This is a genomic window from Snodgrassella sp. (genome assembly GCF_024103505.1).
In the GTDB taxonomy this organism is placed as follows: Bacteria; Pseudomonadota; Gammaproteobacteria; order Burkholderiales; family Neisseriaceae; genus Snodgrassella; species Snodgrassella communis.
Window position 1 is genome coordinate 629,400 of sequence record NZ_JAGGIJ010000001.1, and the last position, 20,503, is coordinate 649,902.

At 42.9% G+C, this 20,503-nt stretch carries 16 protein-coding genes; 6 read left to right on the forward strand and 10 right to left on the reverse strand.

Translation table 11 applies throughout. The features are described 5' to 3' along the window. Positions 1-300: 300 nt before the first annotated feature. The 4 genes from J6578_RS02715 (at position 301) to J6578_RS02730 (ending at position 7,728) form a co-directional block, all read left to right on the forward strand. Positions 301-2,925, forward strand: a complete 2,625-nt coding sequence (locus tag J6578_RS02715) for a S8 family serine peptidase (RefSeq protein ID WP_287953844.1) — start codon at positions 301-303, stop codon at positions 2,923-2,925. 571 nt (positions 2,926-3,496) lie between these two features. After that, complete coding sequence (locus J6578_RS02720) at positions 3,497-4,978, forward strand: SulP family inorganic anion transporter (RefSeq protein ID WP_287953845.1); 1,482 nt, start codon at positions 3,497-3,499, stop codon at positions 4,976-4,978. Between the two features lie 783 nt (positions 4,979-5,761). Further along, entirely contained in the window at positions 5,762-6,343 is a 582-nt protein-coding gene (locus J6578_RS02725; RefSeq protein ID WP_037405048.1) for a ferritin-like domain-containing protein, read from the forward strand. 314 nt (positions 6,344-6,657) lie between these two features. After that, entirely contained in the window at positions 6,658-7,728 is a 1,071-nt protein-coding gene (locus J6578_RS02730; RefSeq protein ID WP_100150229.1) for a zinc-dependent alcohol dehydrogenase family protein, read from the forward strand. A 178-nt stretch (positions 7,729-7,906) separates the two neighbouring features. Here the strand turns inward: J6578_RS02730 and purF are convergent, their stop codons facing one another. From purF to J6578_RS02760, 6 genes are all read right to left on the reverse strand, one after another. Beyond that, on the reverse strand, positions 7,907-9,442 hold the full coding sequence (gene purF / locus J6578_RS02735) for an amidophosphoribosyltransferase (protein WP_287953864.1): 1,536 nt from the start codon (positions 9,440-9,442) through the stop codon (positions 7,907-7,909). 82 nt (positions 9,443-9,524) lie between these two features. Then, the gene (locus J6578_RS02740; protein ID WP_093092014.1) at positions 9,525-10,022 is read right to left on the reverse strand and encodes a CvpA family protein; all 498 of its coding nucleotides are present in this window, start codon (positions 10,020-10,022) and stop codon (positions 9,525-9,527) included. A gap of 15 nt (positions 10,023-10,037) precedes the next feature. Next, entirely contained in the window at positions 10,038-11,252 is a 1,215-nt protein-coding gene (locus J6578_RS02745) for an SPOR domain-containing protein (protein WP_287953846.1), read from the reverse strand. A gap of 45 nt (positions 11,253-11,297) precedes the next feature. After that, complete coding sequence (gene folC, locus J6578_RS02750; protein WP_287953847.1) at positions 11,298-12,602, reverse strand: bifunctional tetrahydrofolate synthase/dihydrofolate synthase; 1,305 nt, start codon at positions 12,600-12,602, stop codon at positions 11,298-11,300. Next, a complete protein-coding gene (locus J6578_RS02755) occupies positions 12,602-13,090 on the reverse strand; it encodes a protein YgfX (RefSeq protein WP_287953848.1) in 489 nt (162 codons plus the stop codon). Before J6578_RS02755 ends, folC begins: the two co-directional genes overlap by 1 nt. 12 nt (positions 13,091-13,102) lie before the next feature. Continuing rightward, positions 13,103-13,456 carry a hypothetical protein gene (locus tag J6578_RS02760; protein WP_093092021.1) on the reverse strand — a complete coding sequence of 118 codons (354 nt, stop codon included), beginning with the start codon at positions 13,454-13,456 and terminating at the stop codon, positions 13,103-13,105. Between the two features lie 127 nt (positions 13,457-13,583). On the opposite strand from J6578_RS02760, the gene J6578_RS02765 reads away from it, so the two are divergent. After that, a complete protein-coding gene (locus J6578_RS02765; protein ID WP_287953849.1) occupies positions 13,584-14,990 on the forward strand; it encodes an FAD-binding oxidoreductase in 1,407 nt (468 codons plus the stop codon). 33 nt (positions 14,991-15,023) lie between these two features. Beyond that, a complete protein-coding gene (gene rnhA / locus J6578_RS02770; protein ID WP_037405035.1) occupies positions 15,024-15,458 on the forward strand; it encodes a ribonuclease HI in 435 nt (144 codons plus the stop codon). A gap of 310 nt (positions 15,459-15,768) precedes the next feature. Here the strand turns inward: rnhA and J6578_RS02775 are convergent, their stop codons facing one another. The 4 genes from J6578_RS02775 to J6578_RS02790 form a co-directional block, all read right to left on the reverse strand. Next, positions 15,769-15,927: a YegP family protein gene (locus tag J6578_RS02775; RefSeq protein ID WP_239423938.1), complete on the reverse strand. Its 159-nt coding sequence runs from the start codon at positions 15,925-15,927 to the stop codon at positions 15,769-15,771. A 771-nt stretch (positions 15,928-16,698) separates the two neighbouring features. Then, entirely contained in the window at positions 16,699-18,345 is a 1,647-nt protein-coding gene (gene groL / locus J6578_RS02780; protein WP_037490223.1) for a chaperonin GroEL, read from the reverse strand. A 62-nt stretch (positions 18,346-18,407) separates the two neighbouring features. Further along, a complete protein-coding gene (gene groES / locus J6578_RS02785) occupies positions 18,408-18,695 on the reverse strand; it encodes a co-chaperone GroES (protein ID WP_037405031.1) in 288 nt (95 codons plus the stop codon). 792 nt (positions 18,696-19,487) lie between these two features. Then, positions 19,488-20,132, reverse strand: coding sequence for a DUF421 domain-containing protein (locus J6578_RS02790; protein WP_037490220.1), 645 nt, complete (start codon positions 20,130-20,132; stop codon positions 19,488-19,490). Positions 20,133-20,503 lie beyond the last annotated feature (371 nt).

Sequence of the window (20,503 nt, forward strand, 5' to 3'; positions counted from 1 at the left end):
TCTAAACCTGAAGAACCTTCTAAACCTGAAGAACCTTCTAAACCTGAAGAACCTTCTATACCTGAAGAACCTTCTAAACCTGAAGAACCTTCTATACCTGACGAACCTTCTATACCTGACGAACCTTCCATACCTGAAGAACCTTCTAAACCTGAAGAACCTTCTATACCTGAAGAACCTTCTAAACCTAACTATATACCTTCAGATAATCCTTCCAAGTTTGATAGTTCCAAACCTGCCGACAAAGTACCACCATTAAGTAAGAATCAATATGATGGTAATAATCAACAGGCTAATCGTTTGAATTTAAAAGACGCTCGTGATCAGGAGCTTGATGGTAGTGGGGTGAAAGTAGGAATTGTCGATCAACCTCCGCATCTACAACATCCAGCTTTGCCCAAACATACCGAATATCTGGGTCAGTTTGGCACTGAGGTCACACTTCCAGATGAAGGCACTCATGGAGATATAGTGGCATTAGTTCTTGCGGGTAAAAATGTTCAAGGCAGAGTATTGGGGATAGCTCCTAATGCAAATTTATATGCTGCCGGTGCAACAGCTACTACTTTAGGCTACATAAATACATATGCAGCATTAGAAGCATTCCATGCTCTTAATAAGCAAGGTGTAAAAATTGTTAATAATAGCTATGGCAGCACTTATGCAGATCATAAGGGAGACTATATTGATTATGCTAATGAATATTTAAACTCTATAAATGACATTGATAAAAAAAGGTCTTATATTGGTCAGGTTAATTCTTTAGTACAAGACGATATGCTTTTTATCTGGGCAGCAGGTAATGAAAGTCAAAACCAGCCTAGTATTACAGCACTATTTCCATTAATTGAACCTGAATTACGGAAAGGTTGGCTTGTTGTAGCTGGGGTAGATCCAAATAATAACATCAATGAACATTCTAATCGTTGTGGCGATGCCAAAGAATGGTGTATGGCTGCTTATTGGCAAGTTGACATGGCTAATCTAAAAGCACAGCCTGGTGAGGATATTAATTCGTTACCACTTTCTGCCGCGGCAGGTACCTCAATCGCAGCGCCTCAGGTTACAGGTGCTGCCGTATTGGTGAAACAAAAATACCCATGGATGACTAATGACAATTTACGTACCACCTTACTCACCACGGCTACCGACCTTGGTGCCAAAGGTGTGGATTCTGTTTATGGCTGGGGGTTGTTAAATATCGGTAAAGCAGTTAATGGTCCGGCACAATTTGCTTTTGGTGATTTCTCTGCCAATGTGACTGACGGGCAATATATATTCAGCAATGACATAAGCGGAAAAGGCAGATTAATTAAAAATGGTAGCGGTACACTGATATTACAGGGGCAACATACTTATCAGGGTGAAACCCTGATTAATTCAGGTATGCTGGCTTTAGATGGCAGCAATCAATCAAAAGCGCGCATTGCTGATAGCGGTACCTACCAGGTTAAGGGTAGCACTGGAGCTGTTGAGAATGAAGGTACTTTCATAAGCCGTGATGCCACCATTAATGGCAATTTTACTCAGACAGCAGACGCCACCTTTCAAACCAATCTAGGCAGTCAAACCACCATCAATGGTACAGCTAATCTGGCCGGACGTTTGTATTTTGATGCACTTAAATCTGGCTTTGTCCCAGAAACAGGAACAAAGGTTGAAGTGATAAATGCTCAGCAACGCAATGGTGAATTTGATAAAACAGAGTTATCCGCCAATATATTATTAGATGGCAAAACCGTTTATGATGGCCATAATGTTAACTTTGATATTACCCGGATTCCTGCCCGTACAGCTGTTTTAGCCAATCATCTTTTAACACGCAGTGCAGCAGATCAGGCGATTCAATCGGCAGCCGATGCGGTAGATAAAACCTTTACCCAACTGGATAGCTTGCAGATGTCTGGGCTACAGGATGCGCAGAAGCAGGATTTAGTGGAAGGTGCTGTTAGTATCCAGAATGTACAATCGGCGCAAAGCCTGAAGCGGTCACTATACTCTTTATCGGGAGCGGTATATAGCAATACTAATGTAGTGAATACATTGGCAATGGGTAAGCTGAATAATGATTTTATGTCATCTGTTCAGAACACTTCAGATAAAGTTGAAGCGATTGTTAAATTTAACCATGCTAAAAACCGTTGGAATCCATCCGGAATCAAAGGTAAACAAAATACCAATAACGGTATACTGGGCGCCAGCAAAAACTTTGGTAATGGCTTATCCGGCGCTATAGCTTATACTTTCCAGAATTCGAGCTGGAATGAACCTGATGCAAGTGCTGATATCAAAAGCAATGGTTTGATGATTGGTTCGTTCTATGCACCGGATGCATGGAAAGGCGCATTCCTTAGCGGCAGTTTAGGCTATAACCGTTTCTCCAACGATGTTAATCATCAGATATGGTTAGGAGAAAAAGCTGAGCAGAGCGGTGCCAAAGTCAAAGGAAATTTATGGCAGCTGGCAGTTAACGGCGGTAAGCCATTTAACGTCAACAGACTAACGCTCACGCCACAATTGGGAATGAGATATGACTATCTGCAACAAAACAGCTTTACAGAAGATGGCGCGCACGGATTTGGTTTGCATGCCAGAAAACTGAATAAAGGGGTAATAGCAGGTACTGCTAATTTATTAGCCCAATACCGCTTTGATATCAAAGACACATTGTATAGTATCTTTGGTTCAGTAGGAGTTGAGCATGATTTTCAGGATAGGGATTATGCCACTCGTGGCGGTTTTGCAGGTATGCATAGCAATGAAAAAGCGGGCAGATGGTCTTCGGCCAAAACACGCTGGAATACAGCGGTAGGTAGTAATATACAAATCGGCCGAAATATCAATGCTGGTATACAATATCAGTATGAAAATGGTAATCATTGGCATAGCAATTCTGCCAAAGCGAATTTAAATATTCATTTTTAATAATGGCATGAATTATTAGCTGTCTGATTATATAACTGAATTCCGGGATAACCGGAATTCAGTTTATGACTGTCCCATTCTTAGTACACCGCCTACGCATCAAATAGCGCTGCGTGCTTCAACATTTTATATCCATTTAGTGTCACATTGCTGAATATCTCATGCAGCTTTCCGGAACCATAAACCGTTAGCCATTCTTTGATTACTTTCATTGCTTACTTTAGATTATTAAAAAAGACATAAACTCAATACTGCCGGGCAATACATATACTTAAATCGCTCAATATAATCATATTGATATAAACTACCCGATTGAGTATCAGCTATGGCTATCCCATAACATTAACCATAATCAGGAAATTAATCTTGTCTAATCGTTAAAATTTTATTAGTATAATTAAATAAATTTAATTTCGGAGTATAGCTGTGTAATTTATAGCGAGTTGTTTCTATCAAAAATAATTACAATTACTCGCGTGATGCACAGAAATCGTGTTTTTTCCTATCAAAATTTGATATGCATTGCTTCACGCTGTAATTCTCTTTTGTTTTTCAGTGGTGATTAAATTCAATGCAATCTTTACGTCAAGAATGGTTTTCAAATATCAGAAATGATGCCCTATCCGGGCTCGTCGTCGCACTTGCCCTTATCCCCGAAGCAATAGCTTTTTCAATCATTGCCGGTGTTGATCCCAAGACGGGACTCTATGCAGCTTTTTGTATAGCGGTTATTACTGCTTTTACAGGCGGTCGCCCCGGTATGATTTCTGCTGCTACCGGTGCAATGGCATTATTGATTGCTGGTCTGGTTAAAGCGCATGGGATTGAGTATCTACTGGCCGCAACCATCTTATGTGGTATTTTTCAGATTATTGCGGGTTTTCTTAAATTAGGAAACTTAATGCGCTTTGTTTCCCGCTCAGTAGTAACGGGGTTTGTTAATGCATTGGCTATCCTGATTTTTTTAGCCCAACTTCCCGAACTGACTAATGTAACATGGCATGTCTATGCGATGACTATCACAGGGCTTGGTATTATTTATCTCTTCCCTTATATCCCTAAAGTTGGAAAAATTTTTCCTTCGCCATTACTGTGTATTCTTATCCTTACCGGTATCTATATGTATTTTAAAATAGATATACGTACAGTTGGTGATATGGGTACCCTGCCCACAAGCTTACCTACTTTTTTACTCCCGAATGTTCCTTTTAATCTCGATACATTATTGATTATTTTACCTTACTCCATTTCATTAGCTATTGTTGGCTTATTAGAGTCGATGATGACCGCAACCATTGTAGATGATATTACCGATACGCCCAGTGATAAAAATCGTGAATGTAAGGGGCAAGGTATCGCCAATATCGTCACAGGTTTCTTCGGCGGTATGGCTGGTTGCGCGATGATTGGCCAATCAATGGTTAATATGAAGTCAGGCGGGCGGACGCGTTTATCCTCACTTATCGCAGGAACTGTACTTTTATTATTAGTAGTGTTTTTACAAGACTGGGTAAGCCAAATACCCATGGCTGCATTAGTAGCTGTCATGATTATGGTTTCCATTGGCACCTTTAACTGGAACTCAATCAAAAATCTTAAATCGTACCCACTATCAACCAATATTGTTATGCTTGCTACCGTAGTTGTGGTTGTATTTACCCATAATCTTGCTTACGGCGTATTTGTAGGGGTATTACTGGCATCATTATTCTATGCCAATAAAGTCGCCCATTATCTGCACATTAAGACCGAGCAACCCAGCAGCGAGCAACGTACTTATACAGTGTATGGACAAGTATTCTTTGCCTCTTCCGCAAAATTTACTAGTTCATTTGACTTTAAAGAAGTCGTACAAAAGGTAACAATTGATCTTACTCAAGCACATTTCTGGGATATAACCGCTGTAGCAGCCTTAGATAAAGTTGTAATTAAATTCCGCCGAGCAGGCGCACAAGTAGAAGTTTTAGGGCTGAATAAAGCCAGTAGTACAATTGTTGACCATTTTGGTGTTTATGATAAACCGGATGCCCAACAGAATTTAAATAATCACTAAGAGAATCTAACAACGAAAATGGATAACCTGGATTGGTGGCGTGAAATCAGCATTTATTGTTTGCCACTGGGCAATATGGGACATGTAGTAAACTAACTATACCCATAATACAGCGCCACCACAGGCTATCCAAGCAAAATAAACAGCAATTACTAGCAAATTAAGTATCAAGCTTGAACGCGCCATAACTGGCTGCCTTTCTTTATCTAACTTGATCAATAACAAAATTTATATTTTATTTTTATCATCAATTTTAAACAGTTTAAGAAATCATAATCAGATTCTTCTGCCTGTATTCTTAAATTTAAGCATAATATCTTAGCTAAATATCTGATTTACAAATATATATTTATCAATCAAACAAAATTTAATTTATCATATCTAATATCCCGAGTATTAGTTGTATTGATAAACGATAAACTTACACCTGAAAAATCCGTTACTGCTTTATTCTGTCGTTGGATATCAGCTTGGCTGCACCCATCCGCCATCGCAATAAATTGAGCACTCAAAATTAAAACATACAGGCAAATAAAGCAATAATGTGGTGCTATATCACTGATATCAAAAAATAGTTATTCGATAATTATTAATCTAATTTCACTTTAAATATTAAATATTAAAATTTAAAACGTTTAAATATACATTATGCAATTATATTCATCCAACTATTACCTATATTAAAAATAATTGCATAGACAACAACTTATGTAATCAGCTACCTTACAAATGGAACATTGGACAACAAACCGAGAACTACTCGTATAAGCAAGGAGATAAAACATGAACAAACGCAAACCACTAAAACGTGATATTAAATTCAGCACTACCGAAGAATTGCGTGCCAACGCACGCAAAAGTTATCAGGACGGTGCGGTAACATCAACTTATGAACTGGATGTTGAGCGGGTAATTGAATTGCTCAATATCGCATTAGCCTCAGAATGGGTGTGTGTGCTGCGTTATTTACGCCATTACTATATGGCTAGTGGCCTGTTTATGGATGCAGTAAAAGAAGAATTTATGGAACACGCCCAGCAAGAACAGAAACATGCGGCCATGCTGGCTGAGCGCATTACCCAGCTAGGTGGCGAGCCGGATTTGAATCCTGATGTTTTTATTCAGCGCTCACCTACCGAATACATCGAAGGCGAAACCTTGCGCGACATGGTGGAAGCAGACTTAATTGCAGAACGCATTGTCATTGACTTATACCGGCAGACAATTATGTATGTTGGCGATTATGACACCACAACCAAACGTATGCTGGAACATATTCTGGCCGAAGAAGAAGACCATGCCGATGAATTATCTGACATGATGGAAGGTTTGGATGGCAAGCCAGTATCAGACAAAATAATTTAATTGCTGAATAAAAAATATCCGTGTCAAACCCACGGATATTTTTTGTTGTCAAATTAGCCACAACAGCACATTTCATCACACAATAGCAGCTTTAATACCTGTCAAACTGTCCATAATTTTAAAAGAATAGACATGACTACAGTAGTAAATAGCTAAAACTTGAGACAGATTAAAATAAACAAACCTTTTGGCCACAACAGCCAGTAATAAAATTTTGTATAGGCTATCTTTGTACTACAATGAGTAAAGCGTATGATAATTCTGGTAGTATAGCTATCCGGATGATTTTTTTAATAATTAAAGGAGTAAAGAGTATGAAAGCAATGGTGTACTACGGTGCTGGGGACATAAGATTCGAAGAGCGCGCCAAACCGGCAATTATCGAACCCACTGATGCAGTTATCCGTTTAACCAAAACCACCATCTGTGGCACTGATCTGGGCATCTGGAAAGGCAAAAATCCAGAAATTGAGCAAACTGCCATCCAGAAAGCGGGTAAATTCAATGGTCGTATTTTGGGACATGAAGGTATTGGCATAGTTGAAGAAACTGGCAGCGGTGTTAAAAACTTTAAGAAAGGTGATAAAGTCATTATCTCCTGTGTCAGCCGCTGCGGTACCTGTGAAAATTGCCAAAAGCAGCTTTATGCACATTGCCAGAATGGTGGTGGCTGGATAATGGGCTATATGATTGATGGTACACAGGCTGAATATGTGCGCACACCATTTGCAGATAACTCTCTTTACCGATTACCGGCAGATTTAAATGAAGATGTTGCTGTATTGCTATCTGATGCCCTTCCCACTGCGCATGAAATCGGCGTGCAATACGGTGATGTCAAACCCGGTGACACCGTTGCCATTGTTGGTGCCGGCCCGGTAGGAATGAGCTGTTTATTAACCGCGCAATTGTATTCACCCAGCCAGATTATCATGATTGATATGGACGATAATCGTCTGCACATGGCCAGAGAACTGGGTGCCACCCAGATTATCAATTCTGCTAAAGAAGATGCAGTGGCACGCGTGCTGGCGCTCACCAATGGCCGTGGCGTAGACTGCGCCATGGAAGCAGTTGGACTTAGTGCTACTTGGGACATCTGCCAGCGCGTGGTGAAAGAAGGCGGTCATCTCGCCAATGTAGGCGTACACGGACAATCAGTTAATTTTGAGCTCGAAAAACTGTGGATTAAAAATCTCACCATTACCACCGGTCTGGTCAATGCCAATACTACTGGTATGTTGCTAAAAACCTGTTGCTCAGGCAAACTGCCTATGGAAAAGCTGGCGACCCATCATTTCCATTTTAACGAGTTGGAAAAAGCTTATGATGTATTCAAACATGCCGCAGACCAAAAAGCCATGAAAGTGATTATTGATTACTGAACAGTAGCCGGATAAGCCTCAATGGCTATATCTGATTTCTATAATAAAGCAGCCATAAAGGCTGCTTTTCAATTGACTACCGCTTGAATATCTTCCCATTCTATTAGCTTAATTTATCAGCAAATAAATCTTCTCACAGCAATTGAATAGCTAAACGGATCCAGATAATAGTATCGGCTTACTCCTCTTCGTCTTCATCTTCCCGCACACTGACACTGTGCTCAATCAAACCCGGTATCACAAAAGAAGTGCCCAGTGTATTCTTATCCGCACAAAGGCGTTGCAGATAAACCTCATCCACATCAGCAGTAATATAGCGCCCATCAAAACAAGAGCTGTCAAATCCTTCAATCTGCGGATTCAGTTTTAGCACCACAGCCTGCAAATCGGATAAATCCTGAAACACCACGGCATCCGCACCGATTTCAGCAGCCACCTGTTCAGCATTGCGTTGATAGGAAATCAATTCCTCCCGGGTAGGCATATCAATCCCATAAACATTGGGAAACAATACCGCCGGTGCAGCAGAGGCAAAGTAAACTTTTGTCGCCCCTGCTTCACGCACCATCTCCACAATTTCACGGCTAGTGGTACCACGCACAATCGAATCATCCACTAGCAAAACTTTTTTGCCGCTAAACTCATAATTCATCGGATTGAGCTTCTGCCGTACTGATTTTTTGCGTACTGCCTGCCCGGGCATGATAAATGTCCGGCCAATATAGCGGTTTTTAAACAACCCTTCACGAAAGGGTTTATTCAGATGCTGTGCCAGCTCCATCGCACTAGGGCGGCTGGTATCCGGCACCGGCATAACCACATCAATGTCCTGTAAATCCAGCGTCCGCTTTACTTTCTCCGCCAGCGTAACGCCCATATTCAGCCGCGCCTGATATACAGATACTCCATCAATCACTGAATCCGGGCGAGCAAAGTATACATACTCGAACAGACAGGGCATCAGGTGTGATTCCTGAGCACACTGCTGTGAAAACAATTGTCCTTCATTACTGATAAAAATGGCTTCACCGGGTGCTATATCACGTACCAGTTCAAAATCCAGACTCGGAAACACCACGGATTCAGAAGCCACCACATAATCTGTATGTCCGTTCTGTACTCTTCTACCCAGACACAGTGGCCGAATCCCGAACGGATCACGGAAAGCAAGCATTCCATAGCCAGCAATCAGTGCCACTACGCCATAAGCACCATGCACACGTTTATGCAAAGTGGAGACTGCTGCAAAAATATCTGTCAGCGTCAGTGCTGTACGATTGCCAACCTGATTTTCCAGCTCACGAGCCAGTACATTAAGCAATACTTCAGAATCAGAACGGGTATTAACATGGCGTAAATCAGTAAAACAGACATTTTTGAACAGCTCTTCGGTATTGGTTAAATTACCATTGTGTGCCAGTACAATACCAAAAGGTGAATTAACATAAAATGGCTGCGCCTCGGCACTACAATTGGCATTGCCGGCAGTCGGATAGCGAACATGAGCAATGCCAATATTGCCAACCAGCTCTCGCATATTGCGGGTACGGAATACATCACGCACCATACCACGGCCTTTATGCATATGAAACATTGTACCCTCAGCAGTTACAATTCCGGCTGCATCCTGTCCTCGGTGTTGCAGCATTTGTAAACCATCATACAAAAGCTGATTTACCGGTTCATGCGCAACAATTCCCAACACACCACACATCATTCTCTCCATTTAAGACAAATAAATACGCGCGTTTTTATCATTAAAACGCGCGTTGTATCTGGTTACCTTATTCATACCGTTATACCGATGGTGAATTCAGCTTATCAGCAAGAAAAGCCGGCAAATACGGCACTGCCAGCATCGCCAGCTGCTCAAACATACCTGCCGTGACTGAATTGCGCCACATAGGTGATTTCGGTAAATCAGTAAAAGTACATATCAGCACCACCAGTGTAACAATAATAACCCCCTTAACGGCTCCAAAACAGGCTCCAAGAATACGATTAACCCCGCCCAGCCCTATGGTTTGCAGTGCCGAAGTAATGAGCGCACGCAACAGACGCTGCACTATCCATAAAGCCCCGAATACCAGCACAAAAGACAACGAAGTAGCCAGTGCCTGCGGTTGCATACTGGTAAATGCCAGATTGGCCACAGGCACGGCCAGTACCTTCGCGCCGATAAAGGCTACAACCCAGCATAGTAGTGAGGCTATTTCACCCACCAGTCCACGCATCATGGCAACCAGCGTAGTCAAAAGAATCAGGCCAAGAGACAATACATCAAACACGGTCATGCCAGTATCAACTTCCTATAAACCAATTACCAGCCCATCCAATCCCACCGCACGCACTTTATCCAGATTCTGCATCGCCTGACTGCGGCTATTATAAACGCGGCTACGTACCCGATACAGCGTACCTTTACTGGTCTGGCTGCTGCTTATAGTAGTGGCCACACCGGCAACCGCCAGCCTTTGCTGCACCTGATTAGCCTGAGCCTCAGTAGTATAGGCACCAATCTGAATCACGGTACGTTCCACAACTGCTTTACTGTTACTGGTGGAACCTTGATTAGATCCAGCTTTCTTGGCCACTGTACCGGCGGCTTTATTTTCCAGTATCTGCTGCGGTGTCAGTTTATCTGCTGCGGCACCGTTTTTCGCACGGCCTGCATTATTGGCCGGTTTAGCTGTAGGAGCCTGTTTTGCCGGTGCCACCGTTTTATTGACAGTTTTAGGTGCTGTTGCCGTTTTCTTCTCCGCACCAGTAATAGCGGATTTAGCTGTTGCCTTTCCAGCGGTACTCGCCGCTTCATTGTTTTTTTTGTTTTGCTTCGCCGTTACTTCATTATGGTTTTGGCTGTTTGTGGCTTTATTCATCTGCCCCGCTGTATTTTTCTCTGCCATATCAGCTGGTCTGGTTATAGCACCTTTGGTTCTGGATTCCGGTACATTTTGTGTATTATGCAACCGTTTTTTTTCTAGAGCTTTTTTATCAGCAGGCACACTGGCCACTACACCGTTTTCAGCTACCGATCTGGCTGAATGCAAAGACGGTCTGTTAGATGCCGAATTTGCCTCACCCTGCTGCGTGGTCTGAGTATGAGCAGGTGTTTTCACTGGAGCAGCGTTTGTAGTAACTGTTTCAGTACGTTTCACATGCGGTGTAGCCATTTGAGGTGTTGTAGCTGATCCAGATACAGCACTGCCAGATTTAGCTTCAGACGCAGTCAACGCTTCTGGCACCGTACTATTCACTCCGGCAACAGGTACTGTTACAGAAGATGCCGGCGCGCTCGCCACCGGTTCCAGTATTACGGCAGAAGTGGATTGCGTATCCGCACTGGCCGCTTTACTTGCAGAAGCAGCCATAATATCCAGTTGCGGAGCCGGTACTGGTTGTGGTGTACGACGGCTCAGCATAATAGCCAGCAATATGGCAGCAATGGCCACCATGAGTAATGCTCCTACCAAGCGGCGTCGATTACGCCGTTTCAACTGTTCATAATTTTCCTGTGCATTCATTTAATTCACCAACTCCTCTGTGCTATCCACTTCTATTTTCCAATATTACTGCGATGGTAAATCCATTATTTCTGCTACCGTATGAAATGAACCAAACACCACAATTCTATCATTTTTACCCGCTTGCGATAAAGCTGCTACATAAGCATCCCGAACCGAAGGATAAGCAGTTACAGTAGTAATAGCATGCTGAGTAAATTTCTGCTGTAATGCCTCTATAGTCATGCCACGTGGTAAATCCAGCGGCGCAATCAGCCAGCAGTCAAACTGGTCTTTAATAATTTCCAGAACCGAATCAATATCCTTATCCGCCAGCATACTGAATATGGCTATACGTTTTTCTGCATAGGGTAAAGTAATCAGGCTACTGCGCAATGCTCGTGCCGCATGAGGGTTATGCCCGACATCAAGCACGGTAAGAGGCTGGCCAGGCAATATCTGAAACCGTCCCGGATGACGTACACGCAACAATCCACGCTTAATCGCACCGATGTCCAATGGCAGATATTCAGACAAGCACGCCAGCACTGTTAACGCACAGGCTGCATTATTCATCTGGAAATCACCGCGTAATACCGGTATCGGTAAAGCATGGCGGGCATGCTCAGCAACACACAAACTTTCAGATTGCGGATGAAAACGATACGACCACTGTTGCAACCCCTGTTTGTGGTAATCAAAATCTCGCCCAATCAGAAGTAAATCCGCTCCTACTGTCTGCGCTTGTGCCGCCAAACTGCATGGCACTGGCAACTGCCCACACACCACCGGCTTGCCACAACGCATAATACCCGCTTTTTCAAACGCCACTTTTTCTATCGTGTCGCCCAGAAATGCCTCATGATCCAGATCAATGCTGGTAATCACCGCAACATCGGCATCAAATATATTTACCGCATCCAGCCGGCCACCCAACCCCACTTCCAGCACCATCACATCTACCTGCTGCTGCACAAAAATAGCTACCGCAGCCAGCGTATTGAATTCGAAATAAGTCAATACTGTATCTGCCCGTGCCGCCTCAATGCGTTCAAACGCAGCGACAATCAGCTCATCAGCAACTGCCTGCCCATTAATGGCAATTCGTTCATTAAAACGCAACAAATGAGGACTGGTCAGCGTACCAACCCGATAGCCGGCTTCACGATAAATCTGTGTCAGATAGGCGCAAACCGAACCTTTGCCATTAGTTCCACCGACCACAATCAGTGGACATTGTGGCTGTAACCGCATACGTTCACGAACGGCCTCTACACGTGCCAGCCCCATTTCAATCTGCCCGCCAGCAACTCCGTTTTCAAGATATTGCAGCCATTGAGCCAATTCGGCTGCGTGAAATTTCTGTGTCATTATTTTAAATTATTATCCTTCAGCCTAAACCAATGAATAACCTTATTCAAAATTGATTGCCTTAAACCAGGCTCTGCCTTGTGCAACTGGCACCAGCGTCCCCATACCTGTAAGCGCCGCCATGCCTGAGCATCCATCATATCCGGCAGCAGAAGCTGGTATACCCTACCGCTGGCCGTTTGCCACTGCATGGCCATCATTTTCGCCCTGATCATACTGCCATAGCACAGAATAGCCGGCATAGCAGTTTTCCGGTGCATAAACACCAAACTTACCTGTCCCTGCTGGCTGATTTCAATCCGTTTCACCTGAGTCTGGCGTAATCCATAACCTGCCCACAATGCAGAAAAGATCCACGCCAGCAACCATAATACACGTTGCCAGCCCGTGCTATACAGCATAATGGCACCTAATGCCAGCCCGTGCATACCCACCGCTAGACATCGGGCACTCAAAGACGGCCGCAAGCGCACAATACATGCTGACATCAGCGCGTACGCTTACGCTTCACCATAAACTGGTGATACCTGCAAATCGGTATCTACTAGATCCAGCACCATATCGTGTACCTCAACCGTGAAAAAATTCCAGAATTGGTCAATATTTATTGCCGGCCACAACTTGCGGTCAATTTCCCAGCCAGACAGCTCAGCTTCAAAAATCAGCATAAAGCGCTCACCAATATAACCAATTACCTGTTCCGGAGTTTCAAATTCCGGCACCAGCAACGTAGTACAATTACTCTGTAACTGAGCCAGCGTTAAATCAGGCAAGTCATCACTGGTATTTTGCAACCAGTCGAGAAAAGCCTGAGCAGGTTTCAGCACCACGGCACTGCGATCAACAAAATACATGCCACTTCCTTACTAATATGAATGAATAGCAATATTGTACTGTAAACCTTGCCTGATAGCGTATATTTACCATTGCCAGCTACACCTGCCGTACAATCAGCCTATCGTCTCCACAGGGATAACTGCCATGCCCACTGCTACTCACCTTACCCGATTACGACAGATACTCACACCCAGTGCAATCCTCACCGATAACGAACTCATCGCCCCTTTCTGCACCGACCAGCGCAACCGGTATCATGGACAAGTATTTGCCGTATTACAACCTCATACCGTCAGCAGTGTGCAAAACATCCTGCGCTACTGCCAGCAGCAGCATATCCCCGTTACACCACAGGGCGGTAATACCGGATTATGTGGTGGTGCCACCCCCCATGCCTCCATCGCCGGTAAAGGTATTATCCTATCACTGAGCAAACTCAATCGCGTGCGCCAGCTTAATCTGGCTGACAACACCATTACTGTAGAAGCAGGCATGATACTGGCAGACGTTCAGGCCGCAGCGCGTGATGCCAACCGCTACTTTCCACTCAGTCTGGCCAGTGAAGGTTCCTGCCAGATAGGAGGCAACATCGCCTGCAATGCCGGTGGTCTGAATGTAGTACGTTATGGCACCATGCGCGATCTGGTACTGGGGCTGGAATATGTACTGGCCGATGGCGAGCTGGTAAGCCACCTATATCCACTGCATAAAAACACCAGCGGCTACGAAATGTATCAGCAAATCATCGGCAGCGAAGGCACACTGGCCATTATCACCGCTGCTACCCTAAAACTGTTTGCACCACCGCAAAGCGTATTAACAGCCTGGGTTGGAGTAGAAAATATCCACGCTGCCACCAGCCTGTTATCTGCACTAAAAAACCACTTTGCCGAACGCCTTTCCAGCTACGAATTAATCAGTCAGGCTGCCCTCAGCCTGTCAGCCAACTATAGCCAGCTACGCGAGCCTACCAGCGCCAGCTGGCATATTCTGTTAGAACTGAGCGATAGTCTGCCTGCACAGGACTTAACCGAACCCTTAATCAGCGTACTCGAACAGGGTAACTGGCTAAATACCGTGGTTGCTCAATCAGAAAATGAACGTCAGCATCTGTGGACACTACGCGAAAATATATCTGCAGCACAGCGTAATCTGGGCGCCAGCATCAAACATGACATTGTAGTACCAATTGAACATGTTGCTGAATTTGTCGAAAACTGCCAGCAACAACTGGCCAGCACCTTTCCAAAAACTAAAACTATCCTGTTTGGCCATCTTGGCGACGGCAGTCTGCATTATAATGTTTTTATCGCCGACATTCGGAGCAATGACGTCTATCATTACGAAGACAGCATTAACCAACTAATATATGAGCAAGTATTAAGCCATCATGGCAGCATTGCTGCCGAACATGGCATCGGTCAACTAAAAAATCAGTGGCTGCCACGAGTACGCAGCGACGCAGAAATCAAATGGATGTGGGCACAAAAACAATACCTCGACCCACAAGGCATTCTCAACCCCGGCAAAGTACTACCGCCTCAGGCATGATATAGTTAACCCTTTTCAAAATTGCTTATGAACATGAGTGAAGTTACCTTGTATACCGATGGCGCCTGCAAAGGGAATCCCGGCGTGGGTGGCTGGGGAGCTTTCCTGCAATCCGGCCGACACAGTAAAGAACTCTTTGGTGGCGAAGCCAACACCACCAATAATCGCATGGAACTAACCGCAGTAATTCAGGGACTGGCCGCCCTGAAACGCCCCTGTATCGTCAACATCTATACTGACTCCCAATACGTTAAAAACGGCATGCAGGAATGGATTCACAACTGGAAAGCACGCGGCTGGAAAACCGCATCGAAGCAGCCGGTTAAAAACGTCGAACTGTGGCAGGCACTGGATGCTGAAGTGAACAAGCATCAGGTACACTGGCACTGGATAAAAGGCCATGCCGGCAATCCGGGTAATGAAAAAGCGGATGAACTGGCCAATCGCGGTGTTGAACTGATTAAATAATCATAGCCAATTGTCATCACACCAAGCTGCTTTATTATCCATATTAAAGATAGATATAAACTAACCTTAATAACTCAATTGTTTACCATATGTACCTTTCCACTGATCGCTGAAATTATTAACTTCCACCATAATCTTACAACATGTATTCTTTATATTATTCTAAACAAACACAAACCGGATATCTTACAATATCCGATCGTCATATCATCAAGTTAAATGGTTAAGCAATATACCAAATAGCAGCATATTACTCCCCAGTTATCTCATTAAAAGCATACATTCAAACCAATACAATTAACAATCGACCTTAGTCACCGGTGTAACCATTGCGGCGTGCATTTTCTAAACAATCATTACGATTTACATAACCTTGAGTAGATGCCCCCACGATACGGCCATTAGAGGCAGTGCGACGCCAGCACCATTCATTAGCATGAACTTTATAAATTTCCCATTTATCATTCATACAATTTCTCAAAATTAAGCTTAAATAACAAAATACTTAAAACCTAAAACTTATTAGGCTCTAGCATATCTCCAAACACGATAAAACAATAATGAATATAGAAACAGCAAACTAAATTTCAATATTATTTATATTTTATCAATCAACATAATTATTTTCTAACTATTTTTGATTAATTCAATTTAATCTGCATACACCATCCTCATTAGTGTTTCCACGCAGGACAGCATAACCACCATCAAAACAACTCTCCCCAGCATACCAATCCAGCGATACCATTAGTCAGGAACATGCAGATTATTAGCAACACCCCAACTGCCTATCTGGCTGGTACTGATGCACAGAATCATCCATTTTGAAATCGTCAAACTGGTCAGATTCAAACCTGTGCAGCCTTGTGTGAACTAAAAAGCCATAAAAAAGAAGCCATAAATTGCAACAATTCTGCACCAAGTAGAATCTAACGCAAATCAATGTTGAAAGCATCCATCAATATCTACAATATTCCCAACAAGAAATAGCCTGTTTACAGGAATAAAGCTACAGAATAACTAATGCTGATATCGGATATATACCAATATCAGCATTAAATTTTTTTAAAATAAACAGCCCGTACAGCCTAATAGCAAAATACTGAAGCGATTTCGAAGACTTACCACCCCATACTGGCTATTTCAATATTTTAAATCAACACTTTTGTTAACCAACACAAAAGCCGGATATCTTTGATATCCGGCTTTTGCCTAACTAAGCTGAGTGCTTAAAGCAACATTACATCATGCCGCCCATACCACCCATACCGCCCATGCCACCCATATCAGGCGCAGCAGGTTTATCTTCCGGTAATTCGGTAATCATGCAATCAGTAGTCAGCATCAGGCCAGCAATAGAAGCAGCATGCTGCAAGGCAGTGCGGGTAACTTTAGCAGGATCCAGCACACCCATTTCCAGCATATCGCCGTATTCACCAGTACCAGCGTTGTAACCATAGTTACCAGAACCATTCAACACATTGTTCACTACAACGCTTGGTTCATCGCCAGCATTGGCAACGATCTGACGCAACGGTGCTTCAACTGCTTTCAGAACGATTTTCACACCGGCTTCCTGATCAGCATTAGCGCCTTTCAGGTCTTTGATTGCAGCACGGGCACGCAACAGCGCAACACCGCCACCAGCTACCACACCTTCTTCTACGGCAGCACGGGTAGCATGCAGAGCATCATCTACGCGGTCTTTTTTCTCTTTCATTTCAACTTCAGTAGCAGCACCAACTTTAATTACTGCCACACCGCCAGCCAGTTTAGCCACGCGTTCCTGCAATTTTTCTTTATCGTAGTCGCTGGTAGCCACTTCGATTTGTTTACGGATTTCAGCAACACGAGCTTCAACAGCAGCTTTGTCACCCAAGCCATCAATCACAGTGGTATTTTCTTTACCTACTTCTACGCGTTTAGCCTGACCTAAATCTTCCAGAGTGGCTTTTTCCAGAGACAAGCCTACTTCTTCAGCAATAACAGTACCGCCAGTCAGAATAGCAATATCCTGCAACATGGCTTTACGACGATCGCCGAAGCCCGGAGCTTTAACAGCAACAGTTTTCAGAATACCACGGATATTGTTTACTACCAGTGTAGCCAGCGCTTCGCCTTCAACATCTTCAGCAATAATCAGCAACGGACGGCTGGTTTTAGCTACCTGTTCCAGAACTGGCAGCAGATCACGGATGTTAGAGATTTTTTTATCGAATAACAGAATGTATGGGCTATCCAGACCTGCAATCTGTTTTTCCACGTCGGTTACGAAGTAAGGAGACAGGTAGCCACGGTCAAACTGCATACCTTTAACCACTTCTACTTCGTTTTCCAGTGATTTGCCATCTTCAACGGTAATTACGCCTTCTTTGCCCACTTCATTCATGGCTTTGGCAATGATTTCACCGATAGATTCGTCTGCATTCGCAGAAATAGAAGCAACCTGAGAAATCTCTTTAGATTTTTCCGGTACTGGTTTGGAAATGGCTTTCAGCTCAGCAATAACAGCTTCAACAGCTTTATCAATACCGCGTTTCAAATCCATCGGATTCATGCCGGCGGTAACATATTTCATACCTTCAGTCACAATCGCCTGAGCCAGCACAGTAGCGGTAGTTGTACCATCACCAGCCACATCATTGGTTTTAGAAGCTACTTCTTTAACCAGCTGAGCACCCATATTTTCGAATTTGTCTTTTAATTCCACTTCTTTAGCAACAGACACACCATCCTTAGTGATGTGTGGGCCACCAAAGGCACGGTCTAACAGCACATTGCGGCCTTTAGGGCCTAAAGTTACTTTTACTGCTTCAGCCAATACATTGACACCAGCAACCATTTTCTGACGAGCTTCATCAGAGAATTTCACGTCTTTTGCTGCCATTTGTAACTCCTAATCTTAAATAATCAATTACGCAATAAAATTTTAATATCTGAATAAATAATTTATTCAACAATACCGAAAATATCTTCTTCGCGCATTACCAGCAATTCCTCGCCATCTACCTTAACGGTCTGGCCACTGTATTTGCCAAAAATCACTTTATCGCCAACTTTAACATCCAATTTCTGACGGTCACCATTTTTTAGTAACTTGCCATTACCTACCGCCAGTACTTCCCCCATATCTGGTTTTTCAGCAGCGGAACCCGGCAGCACAATACCAGAAGCAGTTTTTTCTTCAGCTTCCAAACGTTTTACGACAACGCGGTCATTCAAAGGACGAATAGTCATATAATCTTCTCCACATCTTTAGTGCTTGCAGCACTGCAAAGTTGGTTAATACAAACCCGCATCAATTGCGGGGCGTAAAATTCAAGTCGCTAAATAAGGTAAGGTTAGCTGCTCACAATTCAAGAGTAACTGGAATAATTTTTTTCCCATTTCTTACAAACGCTTAGCTAAATTCACAGATTAGCTTGTTATTACAGCTACATAGCATCATCAGCAATCCAGATATATTTACATCCGCAAAATCAGTCTGACCAGATATCGCATACATCCCCAGAACAATACTTCTATTTTGCAGATAAACAGGATATAGATTTCCAGACAAACCTAATGTCAACTTAGATTTAACTGCTAAATCGGCCTGCCTAATGATTAATTAGGTAATTTATTAACAAATAAGCAATCATTCAGCACATCAGAAAGCTTACTGCAACTGCATACTGAAGCCTTATCCATCAACAAAGTATCTCAGCAACTAAAGACAAAAGAGAAAAATATTGACACTTATCTGTCAAAGAAACACATACTCAAACCAGAAAAAACTTGTCTATCTGGTTATCAGTGTTTTAAATAACTTACTAAATCCTATGGCATTAGCGATAAGAACATCAATGCAAACAAATATTTTAGCCTTAGAAACAGCAATAACTAAGCATGACCACTGTATGTTATGAATTAAACAGATATCTGGTTAATTTATAATGCATTCTGTATTAATTTCACTAGCTACGGCTGCATCTACACGTATGAAATGATGCAGCCATCTGACTTCAAAGCAGAAGTGCTATGGTGATTTCAGCTGGCATTTTTCACATCCGGATAAACCCAGAGTTTCTGTTCATGCACTTCGGCCAGAAAAACCTCATCCAGTTTTTGTCCCAAACGGTTCAGTTCTTTTTCCAGCCATTCTTCATCATGCCCCACTGCTTCCAGACTGGGATAATTAATCACCCCGTTTTCAATCACCACTACAGCCATAGCCGGATCGCCTTTTTTGACCACTGTCATCTGACCATTGTATTCAAACCAGACATCACTGAGTACTTCCAGACTAGGATAGCCGCGCTGATGCAATAACATAATGAAATCGCGGATCGACAATTTGGCTTTGCGAAAATTCTGTGATTGTACGATGCCATTTTTCATCAAGCGTATTGAGGTGCCATCGACAAAATCTTTAGCAATATTGCGCTTGAATGTAGCATAACGCACAAGTAATAGCAGCCCTGCCCAGAAAATGGATGCACTCATCAGTAATGTTATGCTGATGGAAGGATTATATAAAGGGCCGCCGATAATCGCCCCCAGAACCACATTACCTACTTGATCGATGGCAGAAATCGGTGCCAGAGATCCTTTACCGGATAAATTGATGTACACCAGCAATATACAAAACGCTACCAACATTTTGAAGATAATATTGATGTAAATGGGATTCATAATAGCTTCCTTTGTCTGCACAACAGATGTTTTATCTAGTCATGATTTGCATGGATTGTTTTTTTACAATCGTAGCGTTTTGCCAGATATTGTGTTGATACTGTATCTGTTATATCTGAAACAGACTATGGTAGCCACCTGTTTTTTATTAATTATTTACATTAATTTTCTCATATGCTTTTTCATAATGCTAGTTATTATAAATTCGTGTTTAAAAGATTTTCTTAAACATAAAATCATAAACACCTAAAACTTAATACAAAATTGAAGTAGAAAATAACACTGCTTATCTAAAGGTTAGATAGGCTACACTAATTGGAATGGCAACACCTATTCAAACAACAAAATTAAGGGGTAGCCGTTTGTTAAAT